Origin of the sequence: Kitasatospora cystarginea, from assembly GCF_039533515.1 — a bacterium.
In the GTDB taxonomy this organism is placed as follows: Bacteria; Actinomycetota; Actinomycetes; order Streptomycetales; family Streptomycetaceae; genus Kitasatospora; species Kitasatospora cystarginea.
On record NZ_BAAATR010000027.1, the window covers coordinates 20,094 to 35,076 of the forward strand.

Annotated in this window: 10 protein-coding genes and 1 tRNA gene; 4 read left to right on the forward strand and 7 right to left on the reverse strand. The window is 73.4% G+C overall.

Annotated elements, in window-relative coordinates:
- Positions 1-172 precede the first annotated feature (172 nt).
- Positions 173-1,180: a peptidoglycan-binding protein gene (locus tag ABD369_RS26065; RefSeq protein WP_344638982.1), complete on the forward strand. Its 1,008-nt coding sequence runs from the start codon at positions 173-175 to the stop codon at positions 1,178-1,180.
- 109 nt (positions 1,181-1,289) lie between these two features.
- On the opposite strand, the gene ABD369_RS26070 is transcribed toward ABD369_RS26065, so the two are convergent.
- The 5 genes from ABD369_RS26070 to ABD369_RS26090 form a co-directional block, all read right to left on the reverse strand.
- Positions 1,290-1,946, reverse strand: coding sequence for a TrmH family RNA methyltransferase (locus tag ABD369_RS26070; RefSeq protein WP_344639047.1), 657 nt, complete (start codon positions 1,944-1,946; stop codon positions 1,290-1,292).
- A gap of 5 nt (positions 1,947-1,951) precedes the next feature.
- Positions 1,952-4,066 carry an FUSC family protein gene (locus ABD369_RS26075; RefSeq protein WP_344638983.1) on the reverse strand — a complete coding sequence of 705 codons (2,115 nt, stop codon included), beginning with the start codon at positions 4,064-4,066 and terminating at the stop codon, positions 1,952-1,954.
- Between the two features lie 9 nt (positions 4,067-4,075).
- Positions 4,076-5,251: an HTTM domain-containing protein gene (locus ABD369_RS26080; protein ID WP_425557774.1), complete on the reverse strand. Its 1,176-nt coding sequence runs from the start codon at positions 5,249-5,251 to the stop codon at positions 4,076-4,078.
- Complete coding sequence (locus ABD369_RS26085; RefSeq protein ID WP_344638984.1) at positions 5,248-5,889, reverse strand: DUF5819 family protein; 642 nt, start codon at positions 5,887-5,889, stop codon at positions 5,248-5,250. Before ABD369_RS26085 ends, ABD369_RS26080 begins: the two co-directional genes overlap by 4 nt.
- A 147-nt stretch (positions 5,890-6,036) precedes the next feature.
- Complete coding sequence (locus ABD369_RS26090) at positions 6,037-7,248, reverse strand: rhodanese-like domain-containing protein (RefSeq protein WP_344638985.1); 1,212 nt, start codon at positions 7,246-7,248, stop codon at positions 6,037-6,039.
- 345 nt (positions 7,249-7,593) lie between these two features.
- On the opposite strand from ABD369_RS26090, the gene ABD369_RS26095 reads away from it, so the two are divergent.
- Complete coding sequence (locus tag ABD369_RS26095; protein WP_344638986.1) at positions 7,594-10,386, forward strand: ATP-binding SpoIIE family protein phosphatase; 2,793 nt, start codon at positions 7,594-7,596, stop codon at positions 10,384-10,386.
- A 288-nt stretch (positions 10,387-10,674) separates the two neighbouring features.
- Here ABD369_RS26095 and ABD369_RS26100 read toward each other — a convergent pair whose 3' ends face one another.
- Positions 10,675-12,393, reverse strand: coding sequence for a phosphatidylglycerol lysyltransferase domain-containing protein (locus ABD369_RS26100; protein ID WP_344639049.1), 1,719 nt, complete (start codon positions 12,391-12,393; stop codon positions 10,675-10,677).
- Positions 12,394-12,787: 394 nt separating this feature from the next.
- Here ABD369_RS26100 and ABD369_RS26105 point away from each other — a divergent pair, with 394 nt between their 5' ends.
- Together ABD369_RS26105 and ABD369_RS26110 are read left to right on the forward strand one after the other, a co-directional pair.
- Entirely contained in the window at positions 12,788-13,459 is a 672-nt protein-coding gene (locus ABD369_RS26105; protein WP_344638987.1) for a response regulator, read from the forward strand.
- The gene (locus ABD369_RS26110) at positions 13,456-14,637 is read left to right on the forward strand and encodes a sensor histidine kinase (protein WP_344638988.1); all 1,182 of its coding nucleotides are present in this window, start codon (positions 13,456-13,458) and stop codon (positions 14,635-14,637) included. The genes ABD369_RS26105 and ABD369_RS26110 overlap by 4 nt, the downstream gene beginning before the upstream one ends.
- Before the next feature lie 119 nt (positions 14,638-14,756).
- Here ABD369_RS26110 and ABD369_RS26115 read toward each other — a convergent pair.
- Positions 14,757-14,840: transfer RNA gene (locus ABD369_RS26115), tRNA-Leu, on the reverse strand.
- Between the last annotated feature and the right edge of the window lie 143 nt (positions 14,841-14,983).

The window sequence follows — 14,983 nt, forward strand, 5'->3', positions numbered from 1 at the left end:
GGCCGGACGGCCGGACTCCCGTAAGCCGTCCGGCTGACCTGCCGCCACCGGACCGCCCCGTGCCCGGGGCTCCACCACCTGTCTGATTTATCCCATCCATCCCGATATTCCAGCCTTCGGCGGGGAACGTATGGCTCCTTCCGACCCCCCGGACCGAGAGGCTGGAACCACCGTGCTGACGGACTTCACCCAGATAGAGCCCGCCGACGACGTCCACCGAGGCCGTGCCGCCGGCCCCCGCACCGGGCCGCGTCCGGCTCGCCCCGGTGACCGCGGCCACCGGGCCGCGCGCGGGGCCCGGCGGGCCGCCGTCCTGCTCGCCGCGGTCGGTGCGGTGTTGGGCGGCGCGTCGGGCGCGGCGGCCGAGTCCGCCCCGCGGCCCGGCGGCGGCGCTGCCACGGCCGACGCCCCCGACCCGACCACCGTGCCCGGTACCCCGCAGGGCGAGGTGGCCGGACTGTTCGGCACCGGGGCGCCCAGGCCGCACCTGCGCTCCCTCCCCGCCACCAGCCGCTCCGAGATCCTCGCCCGCGCCCAGCGCTGGGTGGACCAGCAGGTGCCGTACAGCATGAGCAGCTACTGGTCGGACGGCTACCGCCAGGACTGCTCCGGGTTCGTCTCGATGGCCTGGGGCCTGGGCAGCAGCCAGACCACCTGGACCCTGCCCGACTTCTCCGCCCGAATAGCGAAGGGCGACCTCCAGCCCGGCGACGCCCTGATCTTCAACGACCCGGACAGTCCGCAGGGCGGCTCCCACATCGCCCTCTTCGCCGGCTGGGCCGACTCCTCCCACACCTGGTACCTCGCCCTCGAACAGACCAAGCCGAACACCCGGCGGCAGTCCACCCCGTACGCCTACTGGAGCAACTCGGACGGCTACCTCCCGTACCGCTACCGGGGACTGACCGCTTCCGGTGGCAGCTCCTTCCCCGGCGCCGACAAGTTCGGCCCCGGCGCGCACAACCCGTACGTGAGGCAGCTCGGCGAGATGCTGATCGGCCGCGGCGGCAGGCGGTTCTACTCCGAAGGCCCGGACGAGAGTTGGAGCGAAGCCGACCACCGGGCCACCGAGGCCTTCCAACTCGCCCAGGGCTGGGCCGGTTCCGAGGCCGACGGTTATCCGGGCAAGGACACCTGGGACTACCTCACCAACCACGAGGGCCACGACATCCCGGCCTGAACGACCCGCCAGCGGCGCGGGGGACACGTGCGAGCACGGTTCCCCGCGCCCGCGGCGACCGCCCTCGGCGGACCTGGCCCAGGGCCGCGTGCACGACGCCGGCCAGGCCCTAGCCGAGGGCGGCGTGCACCCGCACCCAGGCGTGCATGGCGATGGCCGCCGCCGCGCCCGCATTGATCGACCGCGTCGACCCGAACTGCGCGATGGAGCACACCGCCGTCGAGTGCGCCCAGGCCTCCTCGGTGAGTCCGGGCCCCTCCTGCCCGAACAGCAGCACACAGCGCTCGGGCAGTTCGTACGTCTCCAGCGGCACCGCGCCCGGCAGGTTGTCGATCCCGATGATCGGCAGGCCCCGCTCGGCGGCGAAGGCCGCCAGGGTGGCGACGCTGTCGTGGTGCCGCACGTGCTGGTACCGGTCGGTGACCATGGCGCCGCGCCGGTTCCACCGCCGCCGCCCGACGATGTGCACCTCGCCCGCCAGGAAGGCGTTGGCCGTCCGCACCACCGAGCCGATGTTGAAGTCGTGCTGCCAGTTCTCCACCGCGACGTGGAAGCCGTGCCGCCGGGTGTCCAGGTCGGCGACGATCGCCTCGCGGGTCCAGTAGCGGTACCGGTCCAGTACGTTCCGCCGGTCGCCGCCCGCGAGCAGCTCGGGGTCGTACTGCGGCCCGGCCGGCCACGGTTCGGGATGCGGTCCCAGACCGACCTCCCGGTCCTCGGGAACGAAGGCGTCGTCGTACTGCTCGCCCTCGTGGGGCACACCGATGCTGCTCACGCCCCCGAGGGTACGGTGCGCCGGGTCCTGACCGCCCGGTCGAGGTCGGTGACCGCCGCCATCACCAGCCGGGCGCCGGCCCTGGCCACCTCGGTGCGGTCCTCCTTCGGCAGCTCGGCCAGCCGGCTGTCCCAGCGCTCGTGCGCCGAACGCAGCCCGCCGAAGTCCACCCGGTCCCCGACCAGCAGCGCGGCCGCCGCGACGGCGGTGGCGTAGCGCAGTTCCTCGGCGAACGCGGCCGCGCCGGGCACCGGCCCGGTGTCCGGGCCGGGCAGATGGGCCTCCATCAGGAGGGTCGAGCGGCCGAGCAGCCCGACCGCGGCCCACGCCTTGTCGAGCTGCTTGCGCGAGAGGTCCGGCTGCCTGGCGGCGGGCGAGACCGGCTCGGCGTCCGCCCGCTCCATCGCCAGCAGCAGCTCGGAGCGGGCCTCCCGGTAGTCCAGCAGCGTCGTCCGGACCCGGTGGCCGCCCTGCGCCGGATCCCCGTACACGGTCAGCACCGCCGCCGAGTACCGCCCGGCGGCGGCCAGCCACTCGGCGAGGCGCTCGGTGAGCCTGGCGGTCTGCCAGGTGGGGAAGAGCGCGTAGGCGACCAGCGCGACCAGGCCGCCGAGCAGGGTCAGGGCGACCCGGTCCAGCGCGGTGTGCACGGGATCGCCGGGCTGCAGCCCGAGCAGGAAGACGACGTAGCTGGAAACGCAGGCGGTCATCACCGCGTACCCGGTGCGCAGGGTGAGGTACGCGCCGCCCATGAAGGCGACCGCGAGCGCGGCGGACAACCAGGGCCCCGGGTGCAGCAGCTGGACCACGGCGGTGGAGACCGCGACCCCGGCCACCGTGCCGGCCAGCCGGGCGACACCCCGGCTGAAGGTCTGGGCGAAGTCCGGCCGCATCACCATCGCCGCGGTGAGCGGCGCCCAGTAGCCGTGCTCCAGGCCGAGCAGCCGCGCCGCCAGGTAGGAGAAGGTCACCACGCCCGAGAGCCGTACCGCGTGGTGGAAGACCGCCGAGTGCGGCTGGAGCTGGCGCCGGACGGCCTGGAGGGCGACCGGCAGCAGCCGGAAGATCGACGGCCGGTACAGACCGGTGCCGATCGCGGGGGAGCTGACGGTGTCCTGATCGTGCTTGTCGAGGGTGTCGGCGGCGGCGCGCAACAGCGCGGCGAGCCGGCGGGCGGAGCGCCGGGCGGCACCAGTGAGCCTGGGCCCCTCGGGGTCGGAGCCGGCCAGGGTGAGGGTCGGGGTGGTCCTGGGTGAGCGCAGCGGCTCGCCGGTGCGGACCGCCCGGGCGAGCGCGTCCATGGACTCGGCCGCGGCGGCGAGCACCTCGCGGGCCCGGTCCCGCGCCGGGCCCTCGGCGGGAGCTCCGACCCCGGGGTCGGCGAGCGCGGCCAGGGTGGGACGGATCCGCTCGGCGATACCGCGCAGGCCGTGCAGTTCGGGCGGGCGGTGCCGGGCCTGCCAGGGGGTCAGGGCGGCGGCCTGGCGGGCGAGGATGAACGGGTCCGGGTCGAACAGGGCGACCGGGTCCTGGCGCAGCCGGCGGGCGTAGTCGGCGAGCGAGGCGTAGGTGTCGGCGAGCGCGTCGCGCTGGGCGCGCCAACTCTCGATCGGCCAGAGGGTGACCACCAGCGCCTGGGCGGCGCCGCCGAGCGCGCAGAGCAGCCCGTGCCACAGCGCGGCGGGCACGCTGACCGGCAGTTGGACCACCACCAGCATCACCGAGACCGTGGTGGAGGCGACCACACCGCCGCTCGGTCCGACCGCCCAGGCCATCCCGGCGGCGAACGCCCAGACGGCGAGCAGCACCGGGAAGGCGCCGGGTACGCCGACGGCCAGGTAGCCGAGGAAGGTGCTGACGCCCAGTCCGGTCCCGGCGGCAACGGCCAGCGAGACCCGCGGGCGGAAGCTGCGCTGGAAGGTGGCGGTGCCGGCGGTGAAGGCACCCATCGCCGCGGAGGTGGCGAGCGCCGGCCCGCCGGCCGCCAGCGCCGGGAAGATCACCAGGGCGGCACCGAGCGCACCGCGCACCGCGCGCCTGGGGTTGGAGAGCGAGCGGTCCAGGGTCAGCCCGGCGCGCGCGGTGGCGCGGAGCGCCGTAGACCAGGACATACCGGAAGTCTAGGGTTCGCGCCGCCACCGGTGCCCGAGCGCCCGGGCCCCGCGGCCCACCCGCAGGAGCGCGGAGGTCGGCAGGAAGACCGCGTCCGCCGCGATCATCGCCAGCGAGAAGAACGGCAGCCCGAGGGTGACCGCGATCCCCGCGTGCTCCGCCATCATCACCGCCAGCAGCACGTTCTTCACCCGCCGGTTGGCCAGCGTGAAGGGGAAGGCGACCTGCGTGATCACCGTGCCGTAGCTGAGCAGGAAGACCGGCAGCAGGCCGGCGCCGAGCACCCCCGACAGCCCGGGCCAGGGCGTGAAGTAGTCCAGGTGCAGCGGGTAGTGCAGCGCGGTGCCGTCCTGCCAGCGCGAGCCCTGCACCTTGTACCAGCCGGCGGTGGAGTAGATCAGCACCACCTGTCCGGCGATCACCGCCATCGCGCAGTTGTGCAGCATGTTCGCCAGCGCGTCCGGTACGTCACGCCACTCGCTGCCGGGCAGCGAGCGGTTGACGGCCCACCAGAGCCCGGCGACCGCCCACGGCACCCACAGCAGACCCACCGGTCCGGCCGGTCCCGCCGAGGAGGTCAGTCCCGTCGGCCCCAGCAGCAGCACCAGCCCCAGCAGCGCCCAGAGCCAGACCGCGCCCCCGTCCCTCGCCCGGCGGGCGTCCAGCGACCACACCCGGGCGCAGCGGGTGAACACCAGGTACACGGCCATCAGATGGATCACGTTGTCGCCGCCGTCACCGGCGAAGACGGCCCGGTTCTGCAGCGAGAGCACGGTGACCAGGAAGAGCACACCGCTCGCCCGGGTCCGCCAGCCCAGCGTGAACAGCACCGCCGCGACGATCGCCAGGTGGTAGACCAGCTCGAACCAGAGCCGCCCGTGGTACCAGGAGAGCACCGTGAAGGCGTGGTTCTCGGCGAGGAGCCGGGCCGCCAGTTCGTCCGACCAGGGCGAGCGGTCCCCGTACAGCACCCGCCGGTTGGGCCACTCGCGCAGCAGGAAGCCCGTCCAGGTCAGGCCGAACCCGATCCGCACCACCGCCGCCTGGTACGGGAAGGCGGCCTTGGTGGTGAACAGCTCGAAGGCCCGCGCGAACCGGCCCGGCGGGGGAGCGGCGGGCGAGGTCCCGGGCCGCCGGGGGACACCGGGCGGCAGCGGCGGGCACTCCTGCTGGGCACCCGTCACAGCAGCCCCCGGTAGTCGTCCTCGTCCACCGGCCACCAGGCCAGCTCCCGGTAGGAGGTCCCGGTGGGGACCTCCTCCCCGCTCCAGGCGGGCGGCGCGATGGTCGCCGTCCCCACCCGGAACTGGATCTGCAGGATCCGCTCGCCCCCGGCCGTCCGCCCGAAGCGCTGCAGCGCGACCCGCTTGAGGTACTCCTCGGCCGCCTTGCCGCGCTCGCCGACCGCCGTGCCGTCCCCGGCGGAGTGCGTGGAGTCGTAGAGGTCCCAGGCCCGGCGCAGCAGGTTCTGGTCCGCATGGCTGGGAGCCGGGTTGTGCCGTATCGCCGCGATGTCCTGCGCGGTCAGGCCGACCCAGTCCCGGGTGCGTATCCGGCCGGTGTCGGAGATGGTCTGCACCCGGGCGTCCACGGTGATGTTCTGCTGCAGCGGGTTCGGCGCGAACAGCTTCCAGTTCTGCTCGAACTCCGGGTACACGATGCCGCCCAGCTGCGCCCGGTAGCGCTGCGACAGCGCGTTGGGCGGCGCCGACTGCAGGAACAGCGCCCCCAGGAAGACCGCGCTGCCGCCGATCAGGAACGCCGCCGCGCAGCAGAGCACCGCCAGTGCCGGCAGCGACCAGCCACGCCCCGACTCAGCCATGCACGCCCCCCAGCGGCGCGAGGTACCACGCGCCCGGCCCACCACCGCGGATCCCGATCCCACCACGAGCAGGTTGCACTATCTCAGGGCCCGGCCGAACCGCGCGACGGGGGTGCCGCGCCGCGCCCCGCCGGGACCCGACGGGGATCAGAGCACGAACGGGTCCCGCCCGTTCGCGCTCACCATCGGCCGCCCGGCCGCCTCCCAGGCGAACATCCCGCCGTCCACGTTCACCGCGTCCCGGCCCTGCGCCACCAGGTACTGCACCACCTGCGCCGAACGGCCGCCGACCCGGCAGAGCACGTACAGCCGCCGGTCCGGCTCGGGCAACTCGTCGATCCGGGCGATCACCTCGCCGATCGGGATGTGCAGCGCACCGTCCACGTGGCCGGCGTCCCACTCGTCCTGCTCACGCACGTCGAGCAGAGCTGCGTCGGCGGGCACCGAGGCGGCGTCCGTACTGGGTAGCTGGGTGAACATCGTCGGGTTCTCCTGAGGGTCTCGGTGGTCTCCACCATTGTCCGGTACTGCACGACCACGGGAGGCGCCGTCCGGTACGGGGGCGAGCAGCCGGTCGAGCTCGGCCTGCCGCTCGGCGGCCTTGGCCAGCAGCTGCTCGGCGAGCTCGGTCAGCAGCCCGTCCGGGTCCTGCGGCGCCAGCCGCAGCAGCTCGCCCATCGCACTGCGCTCCAGGCGGACCTGCTCGGCCGCCACCTGCCCGATCTTCGCCTTCAGCCACTCCAGCCGCTGGCGCAGCCACTCCAGCCGGTCCGGGGCGTCGGGCTCCGGCGCGGTCTCCGGCGCGGTGGACCACTCCTCGGCCAGCTGCTCCAGCGCCCCGGTGTCACCGTGCGCGTACGCCTCGTTGACCCGGGCGATGAAGGCGGAGCGGCGCTGCTGCTCGGCCTGGTCGGTGCTCAGATCGGGATGGGCGCGCCGGGCCAGGTCGCGGTAGATCCGCTGCGCGTCCTTGCCGGGGCGGACCCGGCGCGGCGGCTCGGGCTCGGCCACCTCCGGCGGCAGATCGGCCAGCAGTGCCTCCAGGTCGGGCAGCGCCTCGACCCGGCCGCGGGCCTCGGCGGCCCGCCGGATGTCCTCCGGACTGCCGCTGCGGACCGCGACGGTCTCCGCGATCAGCGCGTCCAGCTCGTCCAGCCGGGCGTACAGCGGCCCGAGCAGCTGATGGTGGACGAGTGCGAAGTTGTCGATCTCGACCCGCAGGGTCTCGACGTCGACCTCCAGCGTCAGCCAGGCGAGTTCGGTGGCGGCCACCAGCTCCTCCAGCTGCTGCCGTTCCGGGTCGGTCCACTGGACGGGGCTCTCCGCGCTCACCTGCTCGCCTTCATCCGTCACGGCCATCCGCCACGGCCGTCCACCGCGGCCGTACGGGCTGCCACCCTACCCGGGCCCCGACGGCCGCAAGTGCTCCTCCGATCGGATGAACCGGAGGTACAAGCCCGGCGCGCACCACAAGACACGCAACTGATACTGACGAATCTCCCCGATTCGCTATCAGTGGCGGCGCTCTCCGTGCTTCGCTGGAAGGCGCACGACCAGCCGCACCGGCAGCCGGGCGGCGGGGACACGCAGCGACACGAACAGCACCGGCACCCAGCATCCGAGCACCGCCACGACAGCACACGTACACAGGAGCTCACAACGGCCGCCCTCCGCGCGACGGCCAGGCGGGAGCAGATCGAATCCATGGTGGACGAGCCCAACTCCACACCGCGCCCGGACGGCCCCCCGGGTGACCAGCACCCCGGGGTGGTCGCCTTACTGCGCCTCGCCTCCGTGCTGATCGGCCCGGACCGCCGGATCGCCCAGTGGAACCGGGCCGCCGAGGAGCTCTTCGGGCACCGCGCGGAGGTGGCCTGCGGCCGCACGGCCTCCGGCCTGCTCCCCGCCGTCGACCCGCGCGCCGAGACCGCGGCCGCCCGCCCGCCCGGCACCGCCCGGCGCTGCGACGCCTTCGACACCCTGGACGACCTCACCCAGTTCGAGCAGGGCGCCTGGACCGGGTCGATGACGGTGACGGACCGCGAGGACCGCCCCCGCGACGTCCTCTGGTGGGCCTACCCGCTGACCGAACCGGGCGGGCGCAGCCTGCTCGCCCTGGCCACCGACGCCCGCCAGCTGCGCGCCTCCGGCCCCCGGATCGCGCTCGGCACCCGGCTGCTCTCCTACGCCGCCGCCCAGGGCGCACCGGGCGGCGCCCACCGGGTGTTCGCCGCCCTGGCCCCGGCCGGGGAGCGCGGCGCCGACGCGCTGGCCGCCCTGCTGCCCGGCGGTTCACCCGAACGCCGCGCCCGGCTGCTCGCCCAGCTGGCCGCCGCCGGCCTGCCCGCGCTCTGGGTGGACGCCACCACCAGACTCCCCGTCCTCCCCTACGAGCCGGCCGGCTCCGGGGTGGCCCGGATCGCCGCCGGGCTGGGCCGCCGCTACCCGACCGCGCAGCAGCGGGCCGTCCAGCCCAGAGCCACCCGGCGCCCACCGGAGGCGGGCCGCCCCGGCGGCGGGCCGGTCGCAGCAGGCCTGCAACTGCTGCCCGCCGAAGGCGCCGACGGCTCGCGTAGTCTCAACACCGCCGTCCCCGGGCCGCGCGAGGCCGCCGCCGCGGCCATGGCCGCGGACGGCGACCAGAGCACCGCCGCACCCGCCGATACGGACGGTCACCGGGTCAACCGTCCGCACGGCACGTCCCTCGGCCCGTCCGGCCCGATCCCGGGAGGCTCCGCCATCGAGTCCGCCGCCAACGGCCGCACCCCCGTGCGCGACGCCGACCTCCCCACGGGGCCGGCCGCCCCCTCCTCCGTCGAGGTGCTGACCAGCAGCCAGGCCGGCGAGCAGCTGGCCCTGCTGAGCGATGTCGGCAGCAGCGTCGGCACCACCCTCGACCTGGACACCACCGCCCGCGAGCTGTGCCAGGTCCTGGTGCCCCGAGTCGCCGACTTCGCCTGTGTGGACCTGATGGACGGGCTGATCTCCGACTCCGAGCTGCCCGCCAACCGGCCGGACGACCAGACCATGCTGCGCCGGGTGGCCCGCGCCTTCAACGCCTCCTCCGGCCACTGGGAACACGTCCTGGACGAGGGCGCGCTGCTGGCCATGCCCCGCTCCACCCCGCCGGGCCTCGCCCTGCAGGAGAACCAACCGGTCCTGGTCCCGGTGATCAACCCGGACGTCGCGGTGGACTACGCCGCCTCGCTCGGCGGGCCCGACCTGGTCCCGGTGGTGGTCGGCCGCTCGATGCTGGTTCTGCCGCTCTCCGCCCGGGGCACCGTGCTCGGCATCCTCAAGCTGCTACGGCTGCCGGACCGGGCCGCCTTCGACAAGAGCGACGCGGCGACCCTTCGCGAACTGGCGGCCCGGGCCGCCCTCTCGCTGGACAACGCCCGGCTGCACCGGGCCGAGGCCAAGGTCGCCACCACGCTCCAGCGCTCGATGATCCCCACCCGCCCGCCGAAGATCCCCGGCGTCCAGATCGCCCACCGCTACATGCCCGGCGACCGGCGGGCCGAGGTCGGCGGCGACTGGTTCGACGCGATCCAGCTGCCCGGCAGCCGGGTCGCCCTGGTGGTCGGCGACGTGATGGGCCACGGCCTGCACTCGGCCGCCGCGATGGGCCGCTTCCGCACCGCGATGCAGACCCTGGCCGCCCTCGACCTGCCGCCCGGACAGCTGCTGCGCCATCTGGACAACCTGGCCCAGAAGCTCGGCGACGACCATCTGGCCACCTGCCTGTACGCGGTCTACGACCCGATCAACCGCACCTGCGAGCTGGCCAGCGCCGGCCACGTCCCCCCGGTGCTGGTGCACCCGGACGGCCGGGGCGAGCTGCTGGAGATCCCCGAGGGCGCGCCGATCGGCGTGGGCGGGGTGCCGTTCGTGGCCAAGAAGATCGACGTCAGCGACGGCTCGATGCTGGTGCTGTGCACCGACGGCCTGGTCGAGGTCCGGGGCGGGGACATAGGAGCGGGGCTCGCCGCCCTCTGCGGCAACCTGATCGACCCCAAGCAGACCCCCGAGGAGGCCTGCGACGTCGTCCTGGACCGGCTGCACTCGGAGGACCGGCAGGACGACATCGCCCTGCTGGTGGCCCGCTTCGACGGGGTCGCCCCGACCGAGGTGGCCACCTGGGAGCTGTCGGTCGGCGACGCCGAGGTGCGCCGCTCCCGCGCCCTGGTCCGCGAGCAGCTCGCCGCCTGGCAGCTGACGGCGCTCGCCGACACTGCCGAACTCCTGGTCAGCGAACTGGTCACCAATGCGGTGCGGGTGGCCAGGGACCACGTCCAGCTCCAGCTGATCCGGGTCGACAAGCTCCTGGTCGAGGTCAGCGACGACAACCACAACCTGCCCTCGCTGGAGCCCGCCGAGTCCATGGACGAGAGCGGCCGCGGCCTCCACCTGGTCAGCAAGCTGTCCGAACGCTGGGGCACCGCCCGCAAGGCCGTCGGCAAGGTCGTCTGGTTCGAACTCGCCCTTCCGCGCCGCTGAGCACCCCGGCGGCACGGTGATTCCGTGCGGCACTGCAGCAACCACAGGCAACGGATGAACGCTGCATCTCAGCTCGAAAGGGAGATCACGGGTCATCCTGGAGGCGGAGAAGAAGAGGGGGCACCGCCGATCGGCGGTGCCCCCTACTCGGGTCACGGTATTCGGTTCTGTTCAGCCGGGCATTCGAGCGAGTCGTTCCCGTACGACCGGAGCCGCTCCGGACGGGCTCCCTCCGCCCCCCGGCGGAGGGTCACCCCACCCATTCCCGCTCGGCTCCGCCACCGGCAGCTAGGAGTTGTCCGCCGAGACGGCGGCCTTCGCATGCCGGCGACGGAACAGGGCGGGGAGGCTCGGCACGGTGATGAAACCCTCCGCGCGGGCGCTGGCGATACCGATCCGGGGAATCTCGCTGCTCTTCTCGAAGAGCAGATAACGCGGCTCCCAGATCGGCCGGTACTTCGCGTTCGCCCGGTAGAGGGATTCGATCTGCCACCACCGGGAGAAGAAACCGAGCACCGAACGCCACAGCCGCAGCACCGGCCCGGCACCCAGCTTCGAACCCCGCTCGAAAACGGACCGGAACATCGCGAAGTTCAGCGAGACCCGGTCGATCTCGACCTCCTTCGCCCGCTGCAGGAGTTCGATCACCATGAATTCCACCAGGCCGTTCTCGCTCTCCCGGTCCCGGCGCATCAGGTCCAGCGAGAGGCCCCGCTCACCCCACGGCACGAAGCTCAGCAGCGCGCTCAGCTGGCCTTCCGCGTTGTGGCACTCCAGCATCACGCAACGGCCGTCCCCCGGGTCGCCGAGGCGGCCGAGCGCCATCGAGAAGCCGCGCTCGGTGGCACCGTCCCGCCAGTGGTCCGCCTTCCCGACCAGCTCGGCCATCTCGGCCTCGGGAATCTCCTCGTGCCGGCGGATCCGCACCGTGTACCCGGCCCGCTTCACCCGGTTGTACGCCTGCCTGACCACCCGCATGGCCCGGCCGTCCAGCGAGAACTCGTCCAGCTCGACGATCGCCTCGTCGCCCAGTTCCAGCGCGTCCAGACCGTGCCGGGCGTAGATCACCCCGGCCTCCTCCGAGGCACCCATCACGGCCGGCGCCCAGGCGTGCTCCCTGGCCTCGGCCAGCCAGGCGTCGATCGCCCCCGGCCAGGCCTCCGGGTCGCCGATCGGATCGCCGGAGGCCAGCGACACACCGCCGACCACCCGGTACGCCACCGCGGCCTTGCCGCTCGGCGAGAAGATCACCGCCTTGTCGCGGCGCAGCGCGAAGTACCCCAGCGAGTCCCGCTCGCCCTGCTTGTCCAGCAGAGCGCGCAGCCGCTGCTCGTCCTCCCCGGTCAGCAGCTCCTGCCCGCGCGGGCTGCGGAAGGCCAGGTAGACCACCAGCAGGAAGAGCACCGCGCTCATCGCGTTGATGAAGGCGTTCACCCAGGTCGGCACGTTGATCACGTCGATCACGTGGGCGGACGGCTCGACGGTGACCATCCGGGCGATCGAGTAGCCGAAGCGGTCCCAGAAGCCGGCACCCGTCACGGTGTTGGTCGTCTGGACCAGCAGCGCACCGACCGCGCCGCCAAGCGCCAGGCCGACGACCGCCGCCGCCAGCCCGGTCTTCGGGTTGGAGCGGTCCCCCTTGGAGGTGAACTCCTTGCGGCTGACCACCAGGGCCAACAGGAACAGCCCGGTGATGACCATGGAGAACCAGTTGAACGGATGCCGGACGAAGTCCTCGCCCTCTCCGGACACGGTCATCAGCAGCACGAAGACCAGGAAGGTCAGCCCGCCGACGACGGTGTTGAAGATCCAGGCGGCCCGCTTGCGCCGCCGCATCGCCACGGCCAGGAACAGCGACAGCACCGCCGAGGTCAGACCGGCGGTCGCCAGGTACGGGGTGAAATACCCACCCTCGTTGTGCGACTCCACCTGGTTGCGGAACGGTACCGCCAGCACCGCCACCAGGTTCACCAGGGCGATCAACCTCAGATACCAGACGGTCGCCATGGCGGCCCTCGGCCGCCAGCGCGCCAGCAGGCTCGCCAGAGCGCCGGAGCGCGAACCGGGAACGGCGGACGACTCCGGCTTCACAGTGGAGGACACGGCTCAATTCCAAACGATCAGTTGTGGGGGCGCATCCGCACCGCGCCCACGGCACGAGCCGGGCCATTGCGGCCGCGTTCTGATCGGCCCGTTCCGGGAGGGGGGCGCCGCAATCCATGGTTGCTCACCAAAGATGAGAATGACGTGAACCAGGTAGCCGATTCAGGCCCCCGCCGATCGGCGGGGGTGGTTTCCCGCCGATCCGGGCGTCACCCGCTCCCACCTGCCCCTAGGCTCGGACCCGGCAGACCGCCTTCGCCGTGCCCGGCGACCCGCCCCACCCGAGGAGAAGAAGACCATGACGCCGATCCGCGTACTCATCGTGGACGACGAGATCCTGGTCCGCTCCGGCCTCGGCCTGATCGTCGGATCCGCCCCGGACCTGGAGGTCGTCGGCGACTGCTCCGGAAGCCAGGCCGAGGACCGGGTCACCGCGCTGCGCCCGCACGTCGTCCTGCTGGACATCCGGATGCCCGACCTGGACGGCATCTCGGTGCTGCGCCGGCTGCGCGCACTGCCCAACCCCCCGGCCGTGGCCATGCTCACCACCTTCGACACCGACGAGTACATCGGCACCGCACTGCGCGGCGGCGCGGCCGGCTTCCTGCTCAAGGACACCGCCCCCGAGCAGTTGGTGCACGCCGTCCGGGTGCTCGCGGCCGGCGGCAGCGTGCTCTCCCCGGCCGTCACCCGGACCGTGATCAGCGGCTACGTCGGGGGCGGCGGCCCGGACGCCGAGGCAGCCGCGCTCACCCGCGGCCTGACCGGCCGCGAGCTGGACGTGCTGGCCCTGCTCGGCGAGGGGCTGTCCAACGCCGAGATCGCCGACCGGCTCTTCCTCGGCACCGGCACCGTCAAGGACCACATCAGCGCCATCCTCGGCAAGCTGGGCGCCGCCAACCGGGTCCAGGCCGCCGTCGTCGCCAACCGGGCCGGCCTGGTCCGCAACCCCGAGCAGAACAGCGAATGACCCCCGACACCGCCCCGGCCGAAGACCATCCGCCGTCCGCGACCTCCCGCCGCACCTGGCCGGGCTGGCTCACCGCGCCCTGGCTGATGCTGCTGCTGCCCGTCCTCGCTTCCACCGTGGACTCCGTCCTCGTCGCCCTGGACACCCCGTGGTGGCAGCGCGCCCTGACCGCGCTGGCCACCCTGGCGCTGCTGCTGCGACGCCGCTACCCGGTGCTGGTGCTGCTGCTCACCCTGCCCGCGAGCTTCGTCACCTTCATCTGGATCGCCCAGATCACCGCCGTCTACTCGGTGGCCTCCCGGCGGCCCCGGCCGTGGGTCGCCGCAGTCTGCGCCTGCGCCTTCGCCCTGTCCGAGTTCTTCCACTGGCCACTCACCGACCACCCGTTCGCGTTCAACCGGGACAATGCGCTCTACGCCATCCAGTGCGCGATGCTCGGCGCCGCGCCCACCGCGCTCGGCCTGCTCGCCCGCACCCGGCGCGAGCTGGCCCTCCGGCTGGACGAGCTGACCAAAGGCCAGCAGCGCGAGAGTCGGCTGCTGGCCGAGCGGGTACTGGCCACCGAGCGGGCCCGGCTGGCCCGCGAGATGCACGACGTGGTCTCCCACCAGGTCAGCCTGATCAGCATCCAGGCCGGCGCCCTCCAGGTGAGCACCGCGGACCCCGCGGCCAGGACCGCCGCGCTCACCATCAGGGAGCTGTCCGTACGCACCCTGGTGGAGCTGCGCCAGATGGTGGGTGTGCTGCGCGCCGCCGGCGTGCGGCAGGACGAGCCGCTCGTCCCGCAGCCCAGGCTCGCGGACCTGCCCCGGCTGATCGAGGACAGTGGGCTGTCCGTCAGCAGTGAGCTCAGCCCCGGCGACCGGCCCTGGCCCGAGGCGGTCGAGCGGGCCGCCTACCGCACCGTCCAGGAGGCGCTCACCAACATCACCAAGCACGCCCCCGGCGCCCCGGTCGCGGTCCGCCTCGCCTCCAGGGGCACCCGGCTGCTGGTGGAGGTCCGCAACGAGCGCCCGCCGCTGCGGCGGGGCACCGGTCCCGGTCCGCTCCCCGGCGGCGGCCACGGCCTGGTCGGCCTGCGCGAGCGCGCCCAGTTGCTCGGCGGCTCCTTCAGCGCCGCCGCCACCCCCGACGGCGGCTTCGCCGTCCAGGCGGAACTCCCCGTCGTGGGCGAGTAGCCGGCCCGGCACCGGAGCACCGGGCATTCCCGGGAGAACCCCGGTGCTCCGAAATCACCACCGGGCCCGTGAGTCAACAAAAAAGCCCCGCAGATCCGAAGATCTGCGGGGCTTCGCTGTGCGCGAGGGGGGAGTTGAACCCCCACGCCCTTTCGGGCACTGGAACCTGAATCCAGCGCGTCTGCCTATTCCGCCACCCGCGCATGGGTGTTGTCGTTGGAGTGTTTCCGCTCTTCCGACCCGCCGGTAAGTTTACCTTATCTCGGCTGGTCTTCCGTTCGGCTCCCTTGCGGGCGCCCCTTCCGACGTGGAAAACATTAGCACGACCTGCGGGCCGCCTACGAAT